Origin of the sequence: Jiella marina, assembly GCF_024359545.1 — a bacterium.
Taxonomy (GTDB): domain Bacteria; phylum Pseudomonadota; class Alphaproteobacteria; order Rhizobiales; family Rhizobiaceae; genus Jiella.
The window spans coordinates 115,687-137,909 of record NZ_JAKQZG010000012.1; the positions used below are offsets into that span (position 1 = coordinate 115,687).

Below are 22,223 nucleotides of genomic sequence, written 5' to 3' on the forward strand. Positions count from 1 at the left end.
CAAGTCATCGGACATTGGCCACAGCAGGGTCGCGGTTGCCGTCCCTTCGCGAGGCGGTGGCGTCGCAGACGCGAGACGGCGGAGTGCGTGAAGCGGCGACCGGGTTGTTCAGCGCTCTTTTGGACAAAAGAAAAGCCCGGTGTGGGAGGTCACCGGGCTTTTCTTTACTCTGGTCCGTGGGTCGCTGCGCCAGGAGGATAGCGCGTGGGCCGACGTCCTTTACTGGGTTGAACATCCGCGACCGATCCGATTGGGAGGAAATGGACGATCACGTGCTCGCTGCCCCAACGCACAAAAGCTAGCATAGGTTTCATGGATTAGCTGTTACCCGGCTGCTACGATTCCATGGCAATGAGGCTGGCATTACCGCCTGCGGCCGCAGTATTGACCGAAATGACCTGTTCGCGCGCAAATCGAACCACGTAGTTCGGCCCGCCGGCCTTCGGCCCCGTTCCGGAAAGACCTGACCCTCCAAAGGGTTGAGAACCGACAATGGCGCCGATGATGTTTCGGTTCACATATACGTTACCCACGGTGAGCCTTTGGGCGACTTTCAAGGCCGTGTCGTTGATGCGGCTGTGGACACCGAGCGTCAGGCCGTAACCGGTCGCCTCGATGGCATCGAGGATCCTGGGAAAGTCCTTCGTCTTCCAGCGCACCACGTGAAGGATCGGGCCGAACACCTCACGATCGAGCGCTTCCGGCCGGTCGAGCTCGACGATGTGGGGCGCGAAATAATGACCGGCGGAGGAGAGTTCCGGCTTGAGCTTGCCCTTGAAGCGGACCGTCTGCTCGCGCTCCATCCGCGCGACGTGGTCGTTCAGCATGGCGAGTTGCTCGGCATCGATGACCGGGCCGATATCCGTCGCGATATCATGTGGATCGCCGACGGTAAGCTCGGCGGCTGCGCCGGCAATCATCTCGAGAATCCGGTCGGCGACGTCCTCCTGCAGGAACAGAAGCCGCAGGGCCGAACAGCGCTGGCCGGCGGAGCGGAAGGCGGACATCACCACGTCGTCCGTGACCTGCTCCGGCAGGGCGGTCGCGTCGGCGATCAGCGCGTTGATGCCGCCGGTTTCGGCGATCAGCGGGGCGATGGGGGTTTTGCGAGCGGCAAGGGCGCGGTTGATGGCGAAGGCCGTTTCTGTCGAACCGGTGAAGGCGACACAGGCGGTCGCATCATGGGAGGTAAGCGCGGCACCCGTGGCACCATCGCCCGGCGCGAGGATCAAGTGCTCCTTCGGAAAGCCCGCCTCGTGCAGGAGAGCGATGGCCTTCGCCGCAATCAGCGGCGTCTGCTCGGCGGGCTTGGCGATCACGACATTGCCGGCAGAAAGCCCCGCCGAGACCTGTCCGGTGAAAATCGCCAGCGGGAAGTTCCAGGGCGAGATCGCGACGACCACGCCCCGCGAGCGGTAGGTGAGCCGGTTTTCCTCACCGGTCGGACCCGGAAGCTCCACCGGTTTGGCAAAGAGCCGCACCGCCTCGTCGGCATAAAAGCGCAGAAAGTCGACCGCCTCGCGGATTTCGGCGACCGCGTCGTCCAGCGTCTTGCCGCCTTCGGCCGCGAGGATCGCCAGAAGCTCGCTCTCGCGCTCCTCCATCAGCGACGCGGCCTTGCGCAGGCGCTCGGCGCGCTTTTCGGCCGGAACCGCCTCGCAGGCTCGCGCATGTTTCGCCGCCTCGGCCATCACCGCCTTTGCCGCATCCGCGGTCAGATGGTGACTGGTGCCGAAGACCGCGCCGTTCACTGGCGAGCGAATCTCGACCGCCGTCGACGTCCCGGACTTTTCCGCCAGCGGCAATCCGCAGCGGGCGATGAGCCCCTTAACACTGGTTCGCGAACGGCGCTTCAGCAGCTTTTCGAGGAACAGCCGCTCGCCGACCTCGATGCCGGTCGAGTTCTTGCGCGGCGTGAAGAGGTCCTTCGGCAGGCCGATCTTCGGATGCCGCGCCGGTCCCGCCGCCAGCATCTCGCGCGGCCGCTCCAGAAGCTCGTCGATCGGGATGTCCTCGTCACCGACCTTGGCGACGAAGGAGGAATTCGCACCGTTCTCCAGCAGACGGCGCACGAGATAGGCGAGAAGATCGCGATAGCCGCCGACTGGCGCATAGATGCGGGTCGCGACGCCCTTGGGCGTGTTCCGCCGCATCGTCTCGTAGAGCCCTTCGCCCATGCCGTGGAGGCGCTGGAACTCGAAACCGGTCAGATCGTCGCCCGCCATCTCCAGAATGGTCGCGACGGTGAGCGCGTTATGGGTCGCGAACTGCGGATAGATCCGCTCGCGCCGATCGAGCAGCGCCTTAGAGCAGACGAGATAGGACAGGTCCGTCGCCGGCTTGCGGGAGAAGACCGGATAGCCGGAGAGGCCCTTTTCCTGGGCGTGCTTGATCTCCGTGTCCCAATAGGCGCCCTTGACGAGCCGCACCATCATGCGGATGCCCGCCGCGTCCGCCAGCTGATCGATATGCTCGATCACCGCCAGCGCGCGCTTCTGATAGGCCTGGATCGCGAGGCCGAAGCCCTGCCAGCCCTTGAAGTCGAAGCGCTTGACGAATTCGTCGATGACGTCGAGCGAGATTTCCAGGCGCTCGGCCTCCTCGGCGTCGATCGTGAGATTCAGGTCGTAGCTCTGAGCCCGCTTCGCCAGAGCTTCGACCTTCGGCAGAAGCTCGGCGATCACCCGGTCATGCTGCAGCGGGTGATAGCGCGGATGGAGCGCCGAGAGCTTGACCGAGATGCCCGGCCGGTCGGGCAACGGCTTGTTGCCGGCCTTGCGGCCGATCTTCTCGATCGCATCGGCATAGGATCGATAATAGCGCTCGGCGTCTGCCGACGTCCGGGCGCCCTCGCCCAGCATGTCGTAGGAATGGCGGTAGCCCTTGGATTCAAAGCCGCGCGCCCGCTCCAGCGCGTCCTCGATCGTCTCGCCGAGCACGAAATGCCGGCCGAGAAAGCGCATGGCCTGTCGCGTCGCCTGGCGCACGGCCGGCCCGCCGACGCGCTTGACGAGCCCTGACAACACGCCCTGGGGCGTCTCGCCCGGCCGGATGATGCGCGCAGAAATCCCCAGAGCCCAGGCGGAAGCCGCCGTCAGCATCCGGTCCTCGTGGCCTTCGTGATGGGCCCAGTCGCCGGCGCCGATCTTCTCCTCGATCAGCCGGTCCTGCGTCGCCGCATCCGGCACGCGCAGAAGCGCCTCGGCGAGGATCATCAGCGCCAGCCCCTCGCGGCTCGAAAGCCCGAACTCGCGCAGGAAATCCTCCACCCCGCCGATCCCGCCGGCAGCCTTGCGAATCCCCTCGATCAGCCCCCGCGCCCGCTTGTCGACCTTCTCCTCGCTGTGGGACCATCGCTCCGACGCCTGCAACAGCGCCGAGACCGAAGCCTGGTCGTCCGGCGCGAACGGCGCGGAGAACGGTGACGGGAAGCTCGCGGAGCGAGCGGCAGGTTCAATCGCGGACATGAGGCGAATCCGGCACCAGAGTGGAAACAACACGCGGATCGAGCGAGCTTAGGGATGTCTGGATACGGGCGCAATCGGGGGCAGTATGGCGAGTTGCGAAGACATGAACTTTCAAGCCGACAGATTATGTCTCGCCGGAGGGAGTCGTGTTCCCACCCTAAGGCCACAATACATAGAGATAGGCCAGATAGCCTGCCAGAAGAACGCCGCCTTCACGGCGACCGATCCGAAGTCCGGTGGTCGAGAAGAGCATGAACAAAAGCGTGACCGCGACCATCAGAAGATTGTCGAAGGTCGCGATCTCCGCGGGCACGCGCGTTGGCGAAATCAGCGCCGTAACGCCGGCAATACCCAGAAGATTGTAGATATTGGAACCGACGATGTTACCGAAGGCGACGTCGCTCTGCCGCTTGAAAGCAGCCACGATCGACGTGACGAGTTCGGGCATGGATGTGCCGATAGCCACGATGGTCAGCCCGATCACGGTCTCCGGTACACCGAAAGCTTCCGCGATCGAGACCGCCCCTCCAACGAGAAATCGTCCACCCAACACGACGAGCGCCAGTCCACCAATCGCGATCAGTAACGGCAGGATCAGCCCGCCGGTGGAGCTGGACTGAGGCACGACGGCGGGATCAACAGCTTCTAAGGCGCGCGCCTTTTCATAGGCGGCGCCGTGTTCGGCCGCGGTGCTTTCCTGGCGGAAGGCGAAATAGATGTAGAGCGCAAGCGCGACCACGAAGACCAGGCCCACAGGTCTTCCGAAGGGCACCAGAAAAGCCAACACAGCGAAGACCAGGGTCACACCAACCATGACCATCGCATCCCGCCGCAGCGCGGAGGAAGATACGGCAATCGGGAAGAGGATTGCCGAGATTCCGGCAATGAGCAGGATGTTCGCGATGTTCGAGCCGACGATATTGCCGAATGCAATCCCGGGCGCACCCGAGAGCGCTGCCTGAACGGAGGTGACCAGTTCGGGAGCGGAGGTGCCGAACCCAACCAGAGTCAGACCGATGACGAGGGGCGAGACACCAAGGTGCTCTGCAACCTTGACTGCCCCGCGAACCAGGAGATCGCCGCCCGCGATCAAAAGCACGAGCCCTCCGATCAGGGGCAGCCAGACGTCAACTATCATTCCGCTCCTCCACAACAGCGTTGAGGGGCGATCTATCCCGTAGCAGCCAAGCCGCAAGGCCGCGACCCTCTCCACTTTGACGTCATTTACTAGCCGGCGAGGCGCATTGAAGGGCCGACGCTCTGGAGCCCTGATGCCGGGGGCGCGTCCCTTGCATTACCGTTTGGCGAAGGCGCTCAGCGGATGCTTGATCAGATTGCCTTCGTCCGCAGCCCGACACAGTTTCCACCCATGTTCGACGATCTGACACTTCCGCCACTTCCGTTCGATCTCTCTCACCTCCCGCAATTCGATCTTCTTGCTTCTGCTCTTCTGCTGTTGCTGCTCTGGGTCGCGCGGAAAATCGTGGTGCACTCAATCCGAGCTCGCACGGAATTGGCGTCACACAACCAGCGCCGCCTCATTGCCTCCAGTCGCAACGTCTTTCTCCTGCTGCTTCTGATCGGGCTCGTGCTGATCTGGGCGCCTCAATTGCGAACCTTCGCGCTGTCCCTGACGGCCGTCGCCGTGGCGATCGTCGTGGCGACGAAGGAGCTGATCCTTTGTCTTTCGGGCGCCGTGCTTCGGGCCACGACCCGCGCCTTCGCTGTCGGCGACTGGATCGAGGTCGGCGAGAGCCGGGGTGAAGTCACGGATCACACGCTGCTGGCGACCACACTTCTGGAGTTCGGTACAGGACCCCATGCCTACATGCCCACGGGGCGCACGCTTGTCGTGCCGAACAGCGTGCTGTTGACGACAACCGTGCGAAACCAGACGGCACTGCGCGAACACACCTACCACCGCTTCGCGGTCACGTTCGAACCCATGCCGAACATCAAGGAAGCTCACGAGGCCGTCTCGAGAATCGTCAGAGGGCACTATGAGCCGTTCCGTACGGGAGCCGCTCAAGCCAATGCGTCGATAGAACTCCGGACCCGGACCGATCTTCCCGACCCCGCACCTCTCGTCCGATTTCGCACGTCAGACCTGGGAAAGCTGCGTATCGAGATCAGCGTCTTCTGCCCTTCACATGTCGCCGAGCGGCTTGAAAGCGAGATCACCATCGACCTGCTCGCCCAGCTTCAGGCGGCAACACGGCAAGCCCCAACCGAAGGTCAAGCGTCATTGGAAAAGATCGACTGATATGCCGACGCTCTTCATCATACTCGATATGGCAGCAATCTTCAGTTCGCTCGTCGCCGCGGCTCTTTGGTATCAGGCCGGCGCGCGGTTGGTCCGCCGCGTCTCGCGCTTCGAGACCTTGGACCAGGCCGACCTCAACAGGATGGTCGTGGCCATGAACCGGAGTGCAATTCTCAACCGCCGTGCTGCGCTCGCTTCAGCAGCTGCAGCGATTTGTATCGCCCTGCGCTTTGGGGCTTCGCTCGTCGGACCTGCAGCTTCAGTCTAGCGCAGGGCATCCGCAACGCGAGACGCCACCACGTCTTGACGGAATGAAGGAGCCATCCAGGGGCCGTCGTCAGCCGGGGTAAGAGAAGCCGAAAGTTGCCGCGATTACCGCGCAACTCGCAAACGAGAACTCGCGACCTTACAGATTCCTATCCACAGACCCGGTCGAAGCTTCATCCCTAGCCATCTGTTTTCTCGCTCCAAACGACACCGTTCTCGAGGGAAAGCCACATCGCCATCTTTTCGAGTTCGGCATTGAGTGCGTCGCGGCTTTCTGACGGCGCGTCTGGCTCGAAATGCACCGAGTGTACCAGGAGCCGCGCGTTATGACGGTCGGACTTGAGGTCCACCCGGGCAACCAATCGGTCGCCGAACAGAAACGGCAGGACATAGTAGCCGTATACCCGTTTGGCGGCCGGAACGTAGATTTCGATGCGATAGCGAAATCCGAACAATCGTTCGGTGCGATCCCGCTCCCAGATGAGCGGATCGAAGGGGACGAGCAGCGCCGTGGCATCGATCCGTCGCGGCCGTCGCGCATCGCGATGGAGCCAGGCGTGGCGCCAGCCGGGCACGTCGACCGGGACGAGCACGCCCTCCTCGGCTAGAGAGAGGATCGCTTCTCGCGCCTGTTCCGGCGATTGACGGAAATAGTCGCGAAGCTCCTTGTCCGTCGCGATCCCGTGGGCGCGGGCCGCCCGGGCGATCGGTTCGCGATGGGCATCCGCGTCCGATGGTGTGGGCTGCGCCAGTATTTCAGCTGGCAGCACCCGTTCGGGCAGGTCATAGACACGCTTGAAACTGCCCTCCCGCGTCGCCGTCGTGATATGCCCGGCCCAGAACAGCCATTCGAGCGCACGCTTGGTATCGCTCCATTCCCACCAGCCCGACTGCCCCTGATGATCGTCGAAATCCGAGACCGACATCGGTCCGTCGGCCCGGATGCGTTCGAGGACGGCCATGGCCTCCGCCCGCCTCTCGGTCGCAAAGACGCGCATCCAGTTCCAGGCCGCCTCCCCGCGATCGGCTTGCGCCATTCGCCAGCGAAGCAGGGGCTGCAACTCGAATGGCAGCAGGGACGCCTCATGGGCCCAGTATTCGAACAGCCGTCTCTGACGTCTCGGTCCCCAGGCGAGTTGATCGAGCTCGGCCCGGTCGTAGGCCCCAAGCCTCGAGAAGGCGGGGAGATAGTGGGCGCGAGACAGCACATTGACGCTGTCGATCTGATGGAGATGAAGACGGTCGAGAAGGCGGCGCAGGTGCATCGGCTTGACCGTGGCCGGGCGGCTGCCACAAAACCCTTGCGCGGCCAGCGCGATGCGACGCCCCTGGGGAAGGCTTACTCGTTCCATCCGCTTCCTGAAGACACTCGCGGTTCGGCGGCCAGACGGAAGGATCCGACTCGGCCGTGCGCAAGTCTGGCATCGTCGAGGCGGGTTTGGCTATCCGTCGAGTTCTTCGCAACTTCCTGATCAGAACGGGGCATCAACGCTCCACCGGCGTTGCCGTCCGATCCGGCGCACCACCCGCCGGCAATTCCCGCCCCTCCATCAACGCCTCCACCTCCGGATAGAACCATTTCTGCCCGGGATAGCCTTCCAGCCGCCCGATCTCTTGCCCGTCATCGCCAATGAGCACAAAGGTCGGCGTGAAGACAGCCGGCATCAGGCCTTCGATACCTCCACGGCGATCTTCGAAGATGTTGACGCGGCGGAGCGGGGCGATCTGGCCGATGCGGCTCTTCGGGTAGTCCGGGGCGATCTCTTCGTCGAATTTCCGGCAGAAGGGGCAGCCATCCTGTTCGAACATCAGGAGTTCGGCGGCCCGGGCGGGGGCGGAGGACAGCAGGACGCCGCACAGCATCGCCGACAGGAGAAGAGCGAATGCCAAGGGTCGCGGCAAGGCAGGCGCGGAGAGCGGGCTCATGGCGCCAAGGATAGCGAAGAAGCAGCGCGTCGCACAGCGATCGCGGCGTTTCCTCGTTCCCCTCGTGCTCGAGACGCTATCTCCCCAACCGCGGTGCGTTTGAAACACTCGCTGCCACATCTCAGCTTCGTCATTCTCGGCCTCCGGGCCGAGAATCCAGAAACGTCGCCGAGCGAAGAATGGTCAGAGTTCGAACCCGCAAGCGGGCCTGCCAGTTCGGAGGCCGCCCTGGATCCTCGGCCCGGAGGCCGAGGATGACGATTGTGGCGATGCCGCGGGCATCCAGAGAAGCCGGTGTATGACTCACCTCTTGGACGGACAGAAGGGAGTTCTGCCTCCCCGCTTTGAACCGCCGATCAGGCGTAGATGTCCATCACCTGGTTGAGGAGATCGATGGCCTCTTCCTTCGGCCGCTGGAAGGAGTTGCGACCGATGATCGAGCCGTTGCCGCCGCCTTCGCGGATGGCGCGGACTTCTTCCAGGAGCTCCGGCGTGTTCTTGGCGGCGCCACCGGAGAAGACGACGACGCGCTTGCCGTTGAAGGCCGCCTGCATGACATGCTTGACGCGGCCGGCCATGCTCTGGCTGTCGACCGGGTACTTCTCGTAGGTCGACTTCGCCGCGTCGAGATCGATGTGGGAGGTCGGCAGCTTCACCTTGATGATCGTCGCCCCCATCAGCGCTGCCATGTGGGCAGCGTAGGCGATGATGTCGGTGCCGGTCTCGCCGTCCTTGGTCACCTTGCCGCCGCGCGGATAGGACCAGACGACCGAGATGAGCCCGCGCGACTTGGCGTAATGGCTGATCTCGCGCAGCTCCTCGATCATGTCGTAGGAGCATTCCGAGCCCGGATAGATGGTGAAGCCCACGCCGATGCAGCCGAGGCGCATCGCGTCGTCGACCGTGCCGGTGAGCGCCTGGTCGTTGTTCGAGACCAGCGAATTGCCGCTGTTGACCTTCAGGATCAGCGGCACTTCTCCGGCGAAGGTGTCGGCGCCCTGCTCCAGAAGGCCGAGCGGCGCGGCATAGCCGGACACGCCGGATTCGATCGCGAGTTGGTAGAGATAATGCGGGTCGTAGGCGGCCGGGTTCGGCGCGAAGCTGCGGGCGGGGCCGTGCTCGAAGCCCTGATCGACCGGCAGGATGACCAGCCGGCCGGTGCCGCCGAGGCGCCCATGCATGAGCAGCCGTGACAGGTTGCTCTTCAGGCCCGGCGTTTCTCCCTCATACCAGGACAGGATGTTGCGGACGACCTCGGTTCTCAGCATGCTCTTGATATCCTTGTGGCAAATGACAGGAGCCTGGGGAAGCCCAGTGCGACTTTGGTGTCTTCTTTTGCCGACAGATCGCCGCCGCGTCCAGAGAGCGGGAAAAATCCCAATCGATTAAATTGAGCTGCCGCGATCAAAGACGACTAGAAAACTGCCCCAAGGTGAGCTTTTGCCCGCGCGGGCGGCAAGTCTTCGCGTGCGGTGCGTCACCGAAGGGCGAGTTCGGCCACCGCTTCGGCCAAGAGATTCGCCCCGGTCACGATCGCCGACCATTCGGTGAACTCCTCCGGCGCGTGGGACACACCGCCGCGGCTCGGCACGAAGATCAGCGCCGACGGGCATAGGCTCTGCATGGTCTGCGCATCGTGTCCGGCGCCCGAGGGCATGGGCCTGTGGGGCGTTCCGGTCCGCTCGGCGATCGCCGTCAAATCTTGAAACAGTGCCGGATCGAGGCCGACCGGATCGAGCCATGTCGTCACGTCGAGGTCGAAACCGAGATCATGGTCCGCGGCGCTCTTGCCCGCAGGTTTTTGCAAGCCAGCGACAAGACGGTGCATGACAGCGGCATCCGTATCGCGCACGATCACCGTAAACGCGGCCTCGCCGGGAATCGTATGCGGAAAGTTCGGTTGGAGCTCCACCTTGCCGATGGTGATCCGGCTTTCCGCGGTTCCCTGCCGCGCGATCAGGGTCGGGATCTCCTGGGCGAAGGCCGCGAGACCGGCAAAGGCGTCGGCGCGCAGGTCCATAGGCGTCGTGCCGGAATGGTTCGCGTGACCCCGAAACCGCCCGGACAGCGAGGCCATGCCCGAAACGGTGTGGGCGAGACCGATCGCGATTCCCTCGCGCTCGAGGATCGGCCCCTGCTCGATATGCAGTTCCAGAAAAGCCGCGATCTCTTCCGGCGCGCGTCGCGCATCGAGCGCGGCCAGCGGATCGAGCGATTGGGCGGCCATGGCCTCCCAGAGCCGGACGTCGTCGGCATCCCGCGCGCTCTCCAGCCATTCGCGTGTGACGAGGCCCGCGATCGCCTGGGACCCCAGCATGCCGCCAAAGCGCCCCTCCTCCTCGGCTGTCGCCACGATTTCCACGGCGCGCTTCGGGACGAGGCCAGCATCACGCATCGAAAGCACCGCCTCGAACGCCGCCGCCACGCCCAGCGCCCCATCGAAAGCGCCGCCATTGGGGACCGTGTCGAGATGCGAGCCTGCAACGATCGCCGGACCTTCGGATGGGCCGAAGCGGCCCCAGACATTGGCGGCGCCGTCCGTCCGGGTGGCGAGGCCCTCCTCAGCCATGCGCGCCGCGAACCAGCGGCGCACCGCCATGTCGGCGTCGGAGAAGCCGACCCGGTCGAAGCCGCGCGTCGCGGCATTGCGGCCGAAGCCGTTGATGCCGTCGAGGATCGAGCGCAGCCGATCGGCGTCGATCCTGATTGGAGCCGTCATCGCATTCTCCCGCCCCGAACGGGCCCTTCCTCGACATGGTGGTCACGCATCGGGCACGTTTTGGCGCTTTCGTCTTGCCCTCTCCGGGAGGCCTCTACTTACCGCTAGGCCGCCACGGAAAGGAGCCCTCATGAGAACCTTCCTCGCCGCCGCGCTTGCCGCCTTCGCGATGATCATCGCCGGTCCGGCCGCCGCACAGACCCCACCGAACGTTCTGATCGTCGGCCAGATCGCCGAACCGAAATCCCTCGATCCGCAGGCCGTCACGGCCACCAACGACTTTCGCATCGTCGTCAACATGTATGACGGGCTGGTGCGCTACAAGTCCGGCACGCTGGAGGTCGAACCCGACCTCGCCGAAAGCTGGACGATCTCCGACGACGGCACGGTCTATACCTTCAAGCTGCGCGAGGGCGTGACCTTTCACGATGGCACACCGGTCAACGCCGAGGCGGTGAAGTTCACCTTCGACCGGATGCTGAACGAGGACCATCCCTATCACGACACCGGTCCCTTCCCGCTCGCGTTCTTCTTCTCCCAGGTCGATAGCGTCACCGCCAAGGACGAGCTGACCGTCGAATTCAGGCTGAAGGAGCCCTTCGCGCCCTTTCTGTCGAACCTCGCCTATCCGACCGGCCTGATCGTATCGCCGGCGGCCGTCGAGCAATATGGCGAGGATTTCGGCCGCAATCCGGTCGGCTCCGGTGCCTTCCAGTTCGCCGAATGGGACCCGAACGCCAAGGTCGTCGTCACCCGCAACGCGGATTACTGGGAAGGCGCGCCCTCCCTCGAAGCCGTCGTCTTCCGGCCCGTCACCGACGCCAACACCCGCGTGGCGGAGATGCTGTCGGGAGGCATCGACCTGATGGTTGAAGTGCCGCCGGACTCGCTGGCGCAGTTCCGCGATGCCCCCGACTTCACGGTCTATGAAGAGGCCGGCCCGCATGTCTGGTTCCTGATCCTGAACACCAAAGAAGGCCCCTTCTCCGACAAGCGCGTGCGCCAGGCGGTGAACTACGCGATCAACAAGGAATCCCTGGTCGACGATGTCCTCCAGGGAACGGCCGAAGTCGCCGCGGGTCCGATCGCTCCGGCCTTTTCCTGGGCCAATGACGGCTCGGTGGAACCCTACCCTTATGATCCCGAAAAGGCGAAGGAGCTGATCAAGGAAGCCGGCGCCGAGGGCGCGAATCTCACCTTCTACGTCACCGAAGGCGGTTCCGGCATGCTCGACCCGGTGCCGATGGCGACCGCGATCCAGGCCGATCTCAAGGCCGTCGGCCTCAATGCCCGCATCGAGACCTACGAGTGGAACACCTTCCTGTCGAACGTCAATCCGGGTCTCGCAGGCAAGGCGGACATGGCCGAGATGGCCTGGATGACCAATGATCCGGACACGCTTCCCTTCCTGACGCTGCGTTCCGATGCCATGCCGAGCGAAGGCGGCTTCAATTCGGGCTACTATTCGAACCCTGAACTCGACGAACTCCTGAACCAGGCCCGTCGCACGACGGACCAGTCGGAACGCGCCGAGCTTTACAAACAGGTGCAGCAGCTCGTTCACGACGAAGCGCCCTGGGCTTTCATCGCCAACTGGAAGCAGAACGCCGTCGCCACCGACGCCGTCGAGAACTTCTCGCTGGAGCCGTCCTTCCTGCTGGTGTTGAAGGACGTGACCAAGGGGTGACGGCGGCCAACGAAGCGGCGGCGCTTACCTGCAAGGCGCAGCGCCCCTCCTCCCTCATGGTGAGCCTGTCGAACCATGAGGGGCACGGCGACCGAGGCGCCAAGCGCCCCGCACCCTTCGACAGGCTCAGGATGAGGGGCTACTCGGGACGTGGCGCTGACGTCACCGGCAAGAGGCGGACGTCACGGCAGGGAACTGTTCCGTCATGACCGCCATCATCGCAAAGCGCCTCCTCGCGGCGATCCCCGTCCTCGTCGGCCTGTCGGTGATCGTCTTCCTGATGATCGCGCTGATCCCCGGAGACCCGGCCACCGCCATCCTGGGCTCCTATGCGACACCGGAAAACGTCGCCCGGCTCAACGCCGATCTCGGCCTCGACAAGACCCTGCCGCAACAGTATCTCGCCTGGATCTCCGGCGTTCTGCAGGGTGATTTCGGCCGCTCCTACGCGCTCAATCGTCCTGTCATCGACATCGTTCTCGAACGCTTTTCGGCGACGTTGCTACTCGCCGGTGCCGCGCTGATCCTCGCGACGATCTTCGGACTTCTCGCCGGCATCGTTTCAGCCGTGCGCCAGTTCGGCCTGGCCGACAAGACGATCACCCTCGTCGTGCTGATCGGCATCTCGGTCCCGTCCTTCTGGCTGGGGCTGATCCTGATCCTGTTCTTCGCGGTCCGGATCCAGCTGTTTCCCGCGAGCGGCATGGTCGCGATCTATGGGGGAGGCGGACCGCGGGACATTCTGCACCATCTCGTTCTGCCGGCTGTGACCCTCGCGGTCGTCGCGACCGGCGTCATCGCGCGGCTGACGCGCACGGCGATGCTCGAAGTGCTGCGTCAGGACTATATCCGCACCGCCCGCGCCAAGGGCCTGTCCGAACGCCGGGTGATCTATCGCCACGCCTTCATGGCAGCCCTTGTCTCGGTCATTCCGGTGATCGGCATTCAGGCCGGCTTCGTCCTCGGCGGCGCGGTCTATATCGAAACGGTGTTCCAATGGCCGGGTGTCGGCGCGATGCTCGTCAACGCCATTTCCCAGCGCGACATCCTGCTCGTCCAGGGCGGCGTGCTCGTCGTCGCGGCGTCCTACGTGCTGTTCAATCTGGCCGCCGACGTCTGTCAGACCCTGCTCGATCCGAGGCTGAAATGACGACGGCGGCAACCAATACCGAGGCTCAGCCGCACGCCGGACGGAAACAGCGCAGCGAACGCCCCTCGACCCTGGCGCTCCTTGTCAACAACCGCCTCGCGGCAGCCGGCCTCGTCATTCTCGGCGTGATCGTCGCCACGGCCCTTGCCGCGCCGATCCTGCCGCTCGCCGATCCCAACGCGACCAACCCGGCCGGCCGTCTGGCGCCGCTCTTTTCCGAAGGCCACATTCTCGGCACCGACGCGCTCGGCCGCGACACGCTTTCGAGGCTGATCTGGGGCGCGCGGGTATCGCTCGCCGTCGGCTTCTCGGCCTCGGTGATCGCCGCAGTCGTCGGCTCCGCGATCGGCCTCGTCGCCGGCTATGCCGGCGGGCGGACCGATCAGGTCATGATGCGCCTGATCGACATGCTGATGGCGTTTCCCTACATCCTCCTCGCGCTCGCCATCGTCGCGATCCTGGGGCCTGGCCTGATCAACGCGCTCTACGCGATCGCCATCGTCAACGTCCCCTTCTTCGCCCGCAACATCCGCGGCATCACCATCGGTCTTGCGCGGCGCGAATTCGTCGACGCGGCCCGGCTTTCCGGCAAGGGGCCGTTGCGCATTCTCGGCTCCGACATCCTGCCGAACGTGCTCCCCACCATCGTCATCACGCTCTCGACCACCGTCGGCTGGATGATCCTGGAGACCGCCGGCCTGTCCTTCCTCGGTCTTGGCGCGCAGCCGCCCCAGGCGGATCTCGGCTCGATGCTGGGCGAAGGCCGCAAGGTGCTGTTCACCGCACCGACCATCTCGCTCGTGCCCGGTCTGATGATCTTCCTGATCGTGATGTCGATCAATCTGATCGGCGACGGCATTCGCGACGTGCTCGACCCGCGCTTGCGCTCCGGGGCGCTGGCGCGCCCTTCCTTCCGCACCGCGATCCTGCCGGATCGGGCCAGACCGGCCAGCATGATCGACCAGGCTGCGACCCTCGACGTGAAGAACCTGGAAACCCAGTTCCGCATGGGCTCCGAGGTCTACCGCGCCGCCGGCGGCGTCGACCTCAGGATCGCGCGCGGCGAATGTCTGGGCCTCGTCGGCGAATCCGGCTCCGGCAAGTCGGTGACGGCGATGAGCCTGATGGGCCTCGTTCCCTCGCCACCCGGCGTCATCGCCGGCGGCCTGATCGGCTTCAAGGGCGAGGATCTGGCCGAAGCCCCGGACAAACGGATCCGCGAGTTGCGCGGCGGCGCGGTGTCCCATGTCTTTCAGGACCCGCTCGCCACCCTGCATCCCCTGTTTCCCGTCGGCGACCAGCTCGTCGAGGCGATCCGGGCGCACCAAAGAATCGGCAGGAGCGAGGCCGAAACGAAGGCGGAGGACCTGCTCGCCCTCGTCCGGATCCCCAACCCGGCAGCGCGGATGAAGGCCCTGCCCCACGAACTCTCCGGCGGCCTGCGCCAACGCGTCTCGATCGCCATGGCGCTCGCCAACGATCCCGAACTGATCATCGCCGACGAACCGACCACCGCCCTCGACGTCACGGTGCAGGCCCAGGTTCTGCGGCTGATGGACGATCTGAGGCGCGAACGCGATGCGGCCGTCCTCTTCATCACCCATGATTTCGGCGTCGTCTCGGAAATATGCGAGCGCGTGGCGGTGATGTATGCCGGTCGGATCGTCGAGACCGGCCGCACCGACGAAATCCTGAAGGAGCCGACCCATCCCTATACCCGCATGCTGATCGACTGCGTGCCTGTCATGGGCGAGCCGGAGCGCCGGCTCGATGCGGTGCCCGGCCGCCCGCCGCCGGTCAACCGCCTGCCCCCGGGCTGCGCCTTCGCCGATCGCTGCCCCCGCGCGCAAGCCGATTGCCGGTCCGGCGACATTCCGCTGGAAGCCAAGCGCGGCAGCCTGGAAGCCCGCTGCCTGCATCCGCTCCAACCCGGCGAGTCCCTGACATGAGCGCTCTCATGGAAATTCGTGATCTCACCCGCACCTTCGGCGGCGGGCGCACGATCTTCGGCACGACGAAACCCAGCCTTCAGGCAGTGCGCGGCCTCTCCCTCGACCTGAAGAAGGGCGAGACGCTCGGTGTCGTCGGCGAATCCGGTTGCGGAAAGTCGACGCTGGCGCGCATGCTGGTCGGCCTCGACAAGCCCTCCACCGGCACGATCCGCCTTGACGGTGAGGATCTGACCACCGCCGGCACAAGGGCGCTAGCGCGGCGGGTCCAATATGTCTTCCAGGACCCGGTCTCCTCGCTCAACCCGCGCCAGACGATCCGCACGATCCTCGAAGCGCCGATGCGTCATCTCCTCGGCCTTCGATCCGAGGAACGCGAGAAGCGGCTCCAGGCTCTGGTCGAGGACGTCAATCTCAGACCGGAATTCCTGGAAAGATATCCGCACGAATTCTCCGGCGGCCAGGCCCAGCGCATCGGCATCGCCCGAGCGCTCGCCGCGGAGCCCGACATCATCGTCCTCGACGAACCGGTCTCGGCCCTCGACGTGTCGGTGCAGGCCCAGGTTCTGAACCTGCTCGACCGGCTGAAGACCGAGCGCCAGCTGACCTATGTCTTCATCAGCCACGACCTGTCCGTGGTCGAAAGCGTCTCGACCCGCGTCGCGGTCATGTATTTCGGTTCGGTCGTCGAGGAAGCGCCGGGTCGCGCCATGTTCCGGGCGCCGCTTCACCCCTATACGCAGCTCCTGATCGGCTCGGCGCCCATCCCGGGCCGCAAGCGCGGCAAGACCGCCGACGACATTGCCGAGTTGCCGGATCCCTACAATCCGCCGCCGGGCTGCCCCTTCGCGCCGCGTTGCCCGAAGGTCGAAGCGGACTGCCGTGAAAGCACGCCGCCGCTGGAGGCCAAGGATCGCGGGCCGGAACACAAGGCGGCCTGCTTCCACCCGCTCGCGACCGCGGAAAGGGCCGGTTCGACGCCGCCAAGCTGAACGGGCCCGACACACGCCTCTCACGCAACGCCCCACAAGCTTGTGACGCAACTGCATGACGCGGAGCCGGTTTAACATCTCGGCCTGTTCGAGGCTCAGATGAGACGATCCTTGCGGAGACAGAGCATTGCGCAATTCTTCAAGACATGTGGTGCGTGGCGGCATCGCAGTTGCCCTTGTCGGACTGGGTCTGGCGCCAGCAGCTTCGAGCGCCGACTATTTCGCCCGCTATCACGGCGACTGGACCGGCGGCGGCCCGGTGAAGGTCGCGCAGCTTCCGGAGCCGACGAACGTCTTCTGCGATATCAAGGGGACACGCGATGGAGGCCGGTCCTTTTCCCTCTCCGGCCAGTGTCGGGCGATGCTGGTCCTCAGCCGAAAGATCGGCGCGACGCTCCGCTACGACCCGGAAACCGACATGTATCGCGGCGCCTATGAAGGCTCGTCCAGCGGACCCGCCAAGCTGCAAGGCAAGCTCGAAGGGGCCACGCTCAATCTGAAGGTGACCTGGAACAAGACCATCTATGACGACCAGTTCGCCCGAATGCTGATCGAAAACCGCGGCGGCGGCGCCTTCACCATGAAGGTCCTCGAACAGATCGACGGAAAGGAAGTGGTCGTCTCGGATCTGTCCTTCGAGAACGGCTGACTATCGACGAACAAGGAGCGAGCCTCGCCGTCAGACCGCGAGGCCGAAGCCCTGCATCAACCGCCGGATCAGCGGATCGGGATGGCCTGACGTGAAGATCGCCGTGTCGGCCTTGGGTTCCACCGCTTCGTCCTCCACCGGAACCGGCAGGATCGACAGCGCCCGCCGGGCAATGGCCTCCGCCGGATCGAGCCAGTCGACGGGCCAGGGCGCGGTCTTTCGCATGCGGTTGACCAGAAACGGATAGTGCGTGCAGGCGAGCACGACGATGTCCGTCCGGCGCTCGCCCTCGTTCAGAAAGCAGGGCGCGATCTCGGCGCGCACACTGGCCTCATCCACGAAACCGCCCCGCACATAGGTCTCGGCAAGAGCCGCCAGCCTGACGCTGCCAACCAGATGGACGTCACATCGCCCCGCCCATTTCTCGATCAGGTCCCGCGTGTATTGCCGCCTGACGGTCCCGGGCGTCGCCAGCACGGAGATCAGCCGCGAATGGGTCCGCTCCGCGGCCGGCTTGATCGCCGGCACCGTGCCGACGAACAGCATGTCCGGATAGGCCGCCCGCAGAGCCTCGAGCGACAGGGTCGAAGCCGTGTTGCAGGCAATGACGCAGATCAGCGGATCGTGTTCGGCGATCAACCGGCCGAAGAGCTCGACCAGGCGCGCGCGGAGAGCGTCCTCCTCCCAGTCGCCATAGGGAAACCCTGCATCATCGGCGACATAGACGAACCGCCGATCCGGCATCAGCACGCGCGCTTCGCGCAAAACCGTCAGGCCCCCCACCCCGCTATCCAGGATCAGGACCGGCCGGCCAGGATGCCGGTTGGCGACGGCGCTCATCAGCCCTCGTCCTTCGTTTCGCCTTGGCGTCTCGCCTCGTGATCGAAAGCCTTGATCACCCCGCGCAGCGTCCGCACCTCGGGCTCGGAGAAGTTCGCCTTGGTCAGCATGGTGCGAAGGTTCTGGGTCAGAACCTCGCGCTTGGCCTCCGGGAAGAAGTAGCCGGCCCGGTCGAGCGAGGACTCCAGATGCTGGAACAGCCGAAACAGGTCCTCCTTGGAAGCCGGCGGCGGTTCAGTCGCCGAAAAGCGCGGCGCGAGATCGCCGTTCTTGCCCGCAGCCTGCCAGGCGTAGCTCATCAGAAGGACGGCCTGGGCAATGTTGAGCGAAGCGAAATTCGGATCGACGGGAAAGGTCACGATCTCGTCGGCGAGGCCGACCTCGTGATTGTTGAGCCCCCAGCGCTCGCGGCCGAACAGGATGCCCGTTCCCTGTCCCTCCGCGGCGCGTCGGCGCAACTCGGCCGCCGCCGTCTCGGGTCCGCGAACCGGCTTGAAACTGTCCCGCGGCCTCGCCGTCGTGGCATAGACGAATTGGAGTTCGGAGATCGCCTCCTCGACCGTGTCGAACAGCCGGACCGCGTCGATCACGTGGTCGGCGCGCGAAGCGGCCGCACGCGCCTTCTCGCTCGGCCAGCCGTCGCGCGGATTGACGAGGCGCAGATCGGCGAGCCCGAAATTCGCCATGGCCCGGGCGACCATGCCGATGTTCTCGCCGAGCTGCGGCTCGACCAGGATGATCGCGGGCCCCCTCGTCACCGTTTCATCACCGCCATTCTCGCTCAACGAGCATCTCCCGTGCATTCTGCCGCAGAAACCGCGCCTCCCCGCCTGCCGAGGAGCGGGATGCAGCGCATTTCAGGCGATCCGCACGTTCGATAGCCTGTCACGCGTGACGCGCCAAGGCCCGCTCATTCACCACAGAAAGCCGTCGACGCCCTGCCAGGCCCGACGGTGCTCGGCTTCGGGATCGCCGAGAATGCGGTCTCGCTCGTCGAAGATCATCGTTCGACGATCGTCACCCTCATAGGCAGGCCAACTGACGCCCGGGCGGCCCTTGCGCACGAATTCGAGCCAGTGCCGGCGCATCCGCTTTTCGAGATTGTGGCGAAGAGGGTCGGGAAAGATGCCGAGATAGATCGACCGGAACGGCTTGACGAAACCTTCAAAGAGAAGCGGCAGGTCGACCGAGTGGGTCGCGCCCTGCCCGCGCAGCATGCCCTTCGCTTCCCAGTCGAGCCGATAGAAATAGACCCCCTGTCCGAACTCGACATGTCGGTCGGCAAACTGGATGGCCGGCATGCGGAACAAAAGGTCCGTGCCCGCTTCGACGCGCCCCTCCCGGTCGTCCTGATAGAGCGACGTGACACGCTCGGCGGCTTCCTGGCCGGCAAACCGCGCGACCTGATCGGTCAGCGCGGCCATCGAAGTCGCGGTCGGCAGGATCGGCAGGTCCATGAAGAAGGTGAACTCGTCGCGATTGGTGCCGATCAGAAGCGGCACGGGCTTGGCGTCCCGGGCCAGATCCAGGGGTGTGTCGCCCGCAATCTCCACGCCGTCCACATAAGGTCGCGACACGATCCCCGGAAAGCGCGAAGCCGCATTGCGAACGAGGCGCCCGAAGGCTTCCGTCGGCAGCCGGAACAGCCCTTCCGGACTCGCACGCGCCCCGAGCATGCGCAGCAGTTCCTCCCCGACCTCCGCCGCCCGCGCCTTGCCATAGAACATGTTGAGCCCGCCCGACTGCATGATCGCCTTGTCGAACAGAGGGTGCGATCGCTGCGCCACCAGGTGGAAGCCGACCGAGGCGGCTCCCGCCGATTCGCCACCGATCGTGACCTGGTCCGGATCGCCGCCGAAGGCCGCGATGTTGTCGCGAACCCATTGCAGTGCCAGACGCTGGTCCAACAGCCCGGCATTGGGAACGAAGCGTTCGTCCTCCTCGTAGATCTCGGCAAAGGCGTTGAAGCCGAAAAGGCCGAGACGATAGTTCATCGTTACGACGACGACGTCTCCCCGCCGCGCCAGGTCATCGCCGGGATACTGGCTGCCGGACCCGATGATGAAGCCGCCGCCATGGATGAAGACCAGAACCGGCCGCTTTCCCGAAACGTCCGGCGTCCAGACGTTCAGCGACAGGCAGTCTTCGTCGAAATCTTCCATCGCGCCCAACGCCTTGGCGAGCGGCCCGGGCAGTGTTCGTTTCTGCGGCGCGGAAGGGCCGTAGCGAAAGGCCTCGAACGGCTTTTCGAACCGCGCCCGGGACACCGGGGCTGCGAATCGCCTCGACCCCGTCGGCGCTTCGGCATAGGGTATGCCGAGAAAAGCGGTGATGCCGCCTTGTCTTCGCCCGGTCAGCGGACCACAGGGGGCATCGACTTTCACATTGCTCGACATTCTCGTACTCCGGTCCTGCGGCCCGTCGCTTGCCGCATGCGCACATCTTGCAACGTTGTCCGCCGTTGCAACCCGCCCTCCCCGAGCCCGCCTGCTTTGCGTCCGGCAGGACGGGTGTTATAGGGCGCACACGGTGGGTCAGGCATCGATCACCGGCGCAGCACGAGCGCGCCGAAATCCAGTTTCCAAGGAAGGCACCAATGGCAAAGATCAAGGTCGACAATCCGGTCGTGGAGCTCGACGGCGACGAGATGACCCGGATCATCTGGCAATTCATCAAGGAAAAGCTGATCCATCCCTATCTCGACATCGACCTTGAATATTACGATTTGGGTGTCGAGCATCGGGACGAGACCGACGATCAGGTGACGGTCGACGCGGCGAATGCGATCAAGAAGCACGGCGTCGGCGTCAAATGCGCGACCATCACCCCGGACGAGGCGCGCGTCGAGGAATTCGGCCTGAAGAAGATGTGGCGTTCGCCGAATGGCACGATCCGCAACATTCTGGGCGGCGTGATCTTCCGCGAGCCGATCATCTGCAAGAACGTGCCCCGCCTCGTTCCCGGCTGGACCAAGCCGATCATCGTCGGCCGCCACGCTTTCGGCGATCAGTACCGCGCCACCGACTTCCGGTTCCCGGGCAAGGGCAAGCTGACGATGAAGTTCGTCGGCGAGGACGGCACCGAGACCGAGCACGAGGTGTTCGACGCGCCCGCTTCCGGCGTTGCCATGGGCATGTACAATCTCGACGGCTCGATCCGCGATTTTGCACGAGCTTCGATGAATTACGGCCTGCAGCGAAAGGTGCCGGTCTATCTCTCGACCAAGAACACCATCCTCAAGGCCTATGACGGCCGCTTCAAGGACCTGTTCCAGGAAGTCTATGAGGCCGAGTTCGCCGACAAGTTCAAGCAGGCCGGCATCACCTACGAGCACCGCCTGATCGACGACATGGTCGCGGCTAGCCTGAAATGGTCCGGCGGCTATGTCTGGGCCTGCAAGAACTATGATGGCGACGTCCAGTCCGACACGGTGGCCCAGGGCTTCGGCTCGCTCGGCCTGATGACCTCGGTTCTGATGACGCCGGACGGTCAGACGGTCGAAGCCGAGGCCGCCCACGGCACCGTCACGCGCCATTTCCGCCAGCACCAGAAGGGCGAGCAGACATCGACCAATTCGATCGCCTCGATCTTCGCCTGGTCGCGCGGCCTCGCTCATCGGGCCAAGCTCGACGACAATTCCGATCTCGCCGAGTTCGCTCAGAAGCTCGAAAAGGTCTGCATTTCGACGGTCGAGAGCGGCTTCATGACCAAGGATCTGGCGCTTCTGATCGGCCCGGATCAGCCTTGGCTTTCGACGACGGGCTTCCTCGACAAGGTCGACGAGAACCTCTCCAAGGCGATGGGCATGTCCTGAGGCGCGGTAGCGATTTCAGGTTCGAAACCGGCCGGCGCGGTATCCCGCGCCGGCTTTTTCTTTCAGAAGGAACGTGAGATGTCTCACCGAAGCCGGCTCGGCTGCATCGTCGTCGATTGCCAGACGCGCGAACTGGGTGAAGCGCTTGAATTTTGGTCAGGCCTCTTCGGCTGCTCCGGCAAGGTCGACGAGGACGGGAAATATGCAGTGCTGAAGATGCCCGACGGGGAGCCGAAGGTGCTGATCCAGGCGGTCGACCACGCGCCGCGCGTTCATCTCGATATCGAAACGGATGATAGGCAGGCCGAGGCCCGCCGCCTCGAAGCTCTCGGCGCCAAGCGCGTCGAAGCGGTCAAGTCCTGGATCGTCATGGAAGCGCCAACCGGCCAGCGCTTCTGTCTGGTCCCGCCGCAGCGGCAGGACTTCGAAGAGAACGCGAGACGCTTCGAAGACTAAGGTCGCTTGGCTGTTGCTGCACCCGTCCAATCGTCGCGGATGGA

The 22,223-nt window shown here is 64.7% G+C and carries 18 protein-coding genes; 9 read left to right on the forward strand and 9 right to left on the reverse strand.

All coding sequences use genetic code 11. The features are described 5' to 3' along the window. Positions 1-335: 335 nt before the first annotated feature. Positions 336-3,467: a bifunctional proline dehydrogenase/L-glutamate gamma-semialdehyde dehydrogenase PutA gene (gene putA, locus MF134_RS18825; RefSeq protein ID WP_255341023.1), complete on the reverse strand. Its 3,132-nt coding sequence runs from the start codon at positions 3,465-3,467 to the stop codon at positions 336-338. A 157-nt stretch (positions 3,468-3,624) separates the two neighbouring features. Continuing rightward, complete coding sequence (locus MF134_RS18830; protein WP_255341087.1) at positions 3,625-4,605, reverse strand: calcium/sodium antiporter; 981 nt, start codon at positions 4,603-4,605, stop codon at positions 3,625-3,627. Positions 4,606-4,788: 183 nt separating this feature from the next. Between MF134_RS18830 and MF134_RS18835 the strand changes: the two genes are divergently transcribed. Beyond that, positions 4,789-5,730 carry a mechanosensitive ion channel domain-containing protein gene (locus tag MF134_RS18835; protein WP_255341024.1) on the forward strand — a complete coding sequence of 314 codons (942 nt, stop codon included), beginning with the start codon at positions 4,789-4,791 and terminating at the stop codon, positions 5,728-5,730. A gap of 1 nt (position 5,731) precedes the next feature. Next, entirely contained in the window at positions 5,732-5,998 is a 267-nt protein-coding gene (locus MF134_RS18840; RefSeq protein WP_255341025.1) for a hypothetical protein, read from the forward strand. Between the two features lie 178 nt (positions 5,999-6,176). Here the strand turns inward: MF134_RS18840 and MF134_RS18845 are convergent, their stop codons facing one another. The 4 genes from MF134_RS18845 to MF134_RS18860 form a co-directional block, all read right to left on the reverse strand. Continuing rightward, complete coding sequence (locus tag MF134_RS18845; RefSeq protein WP_255341026.1) at positions 6,177-7,349, reverse strand: winged helix-turn-helix domain-containing protein; 1,173 nt, start codon at positions 7,347-7,349, stop codon at positions 6,177-6,179. 133 nt (positions 7,350-7,482) lie between these two features. Further along, complete coding sequence (locus MF134_RS18850; protein ID WP_255341027.1) at positions 7,483-7,887, reverse strand: thioredoxin family protein; 405 nt, start codon at positions 7,885-7,887, stop codon at positions 7,483-7,485. 392 nt (positions 7,888-8,279) lie between these two features. Continuing rightward, positions 8,280-9,191: a class I fructose-bisphosphate aldolase gene (locus tag MF134_RS18855; protein ID WP_255341028.1), complete on the reverse strand. Its 912-nt coding sequence runs from the start codon at positions 9,189-9,191 to the stop codon at positions 8,280-8,282. Positions 9,192-9,400: 209 nt separating this feature from the next. Further along, on the reverse strand, positions 9,401-10,642 hold the full coding sequence (locus tag MF134_RS18860; protein ID WP_255341029.1) for a Zn-dependent hydrolase: 1,242 nt from the start codon (positions 10,640-10,642) through the stop codon (positions 9,401-9,403). Positions 10,643-10,772: 130 nt separating this feature from the next. Here MF134_RS18860 and MF134_RS18865 point away from each other — a divergent pair, with 130 nt between their 5' ends. From MF134_RS18865 to MF134_RS18885, 5 genes are all read left to right on the forward strand, one after another. Next, positions 10,773-12,329 (forward strand): ABC transporter substrate-binding protein, encoded by a 1,557-nt coding sequence (locus MF134_RS18865; protein WP_255341030.1) that lies wholly within the window; start codon positions 10,773-10,775, stop codon positions 12,327-12,329. A gap of 205 nt (positions 12,330-12,534) precedes the next feature. After that, positions 12,535-13,479, forward strand: coding sequence for an ABC transporter permease (locus tag MF134_RS18870; RefSeq protein WP_255341031.1), 945 nt, complete (start codon positions 12,535-12,537; stop codon positions 13,477-13,479). Further along, positions 13,476-15,428: a dipeptide/oligopeptide/nickel ABC transporter permease/ATP-binding protein gene (locus MF134_RS18875; protein ID WP_255341032.1), complete on the forward strand. Its 1,953-nt coding sequence runs from the start codon at positions 13,476-13,478 to the stop codon at positions 15,426-15,428. The genes MF134_RS18870 and MF134_RS18875 overlap by 4 nt, the downstream gene beginning before the upstream one ends. Next, entirely contained in the window at positions 15,425-16,420 is a 996-nt protein-coding gene (locus MF134_RS18880) for an ABC transporter ATP-binding protein (protein WP_255341033.1), read from the forward strand. The genes MF134_RS18875 and MF134_RS18880 overlap by 4 nt, the downstream gene beginning before the upstream one ends. Before the next feature lie 127 nt (positions 16,421-16,547). Beyond that, positions 16,548-17,069: a hypothetical protein gene (locus tag MF134_RS18885; RefSeq protein ID WP_255341034.1), complete on the forward strand. Its 522-nt coding sequence runs from the start codon at positions 16,548-16,550 to the stop codon at positions 17,067-17,069. Between the two features lie 30 nt (positions 17,070-17,099). Here the strand turns inward: MF134_RS18885 and murI are convergent, their stop codons facing one another. From murI to MF134_RS18900, 3 genes are all read right to left on the reverse strand, one after another. After that, on the reverse strand, positions 17,100-17,909 hold the full coding sequence (murI, locus tag MF134_RS18890; RefSeq protein WP_255341035.1) for a glutamate racemase: 810 nt from the start codon (positions 17,907-17,909) through the stop codon (positions 17,100-17,102). Further along, positions 17,909-18,712: an RNA methyltransferase gene (locus MF134_RS18895; RefSeq protein ID WP_457590031.1), complete on the reverse strand. Its 804-nt coding sequence runs from the start codon at positions 18,710-18,712 to the stop codon at positions 17,909-17,911. Before MF134_RS18895 ends, murI begins: the two co-directional genes overlap by 1 nt. Positions 18,713-18,823: 111 nt before the next feature. Then, positions 18,824-20,305 (reverse strand): carboxylesterase/lipase family protein, encoded by a 1,482-nt coding sequence (locus tag MF134_RS18900; protein ID WP_255341037.1) that lies wholly within the window; start codon positions 20,303-20,305, stop codon positions 18,824-18,826. 200 nt (positions 20,306-20,505) lie between these two features. Between MF134_RS18900 and MF134_RS18905 the strand changes: the two genes are divergently transcribed. Then, positions 20,506-21,723 carry an NADP-dependent isocitrate dehydrogenase gene (locus MF134_RS18905; RefSeq protein WP_255341038.1) on the forward strand — a complete coding sequence of 406 codons (1,218 nt, stop codon included), beginning with the start codon at positions 20,506-20,508 and terminating at the stop codon, positions 21,721-21,723. Between the two features lie 78 nt (positions 21,724-21,801). Further along, positions 21,802-22,179, forward strand: a complete 378-nt coding sequence (locus MF134_RS18910) for a VOC family protein (RefSeq protein ID WP_255341039.1) — start codon at positions 21,802-21,804, stop codon at positions 22,177-22,179. The last annotated feature ends 44 nt before the right edge of the window (positions 22,180-22,223 follow it).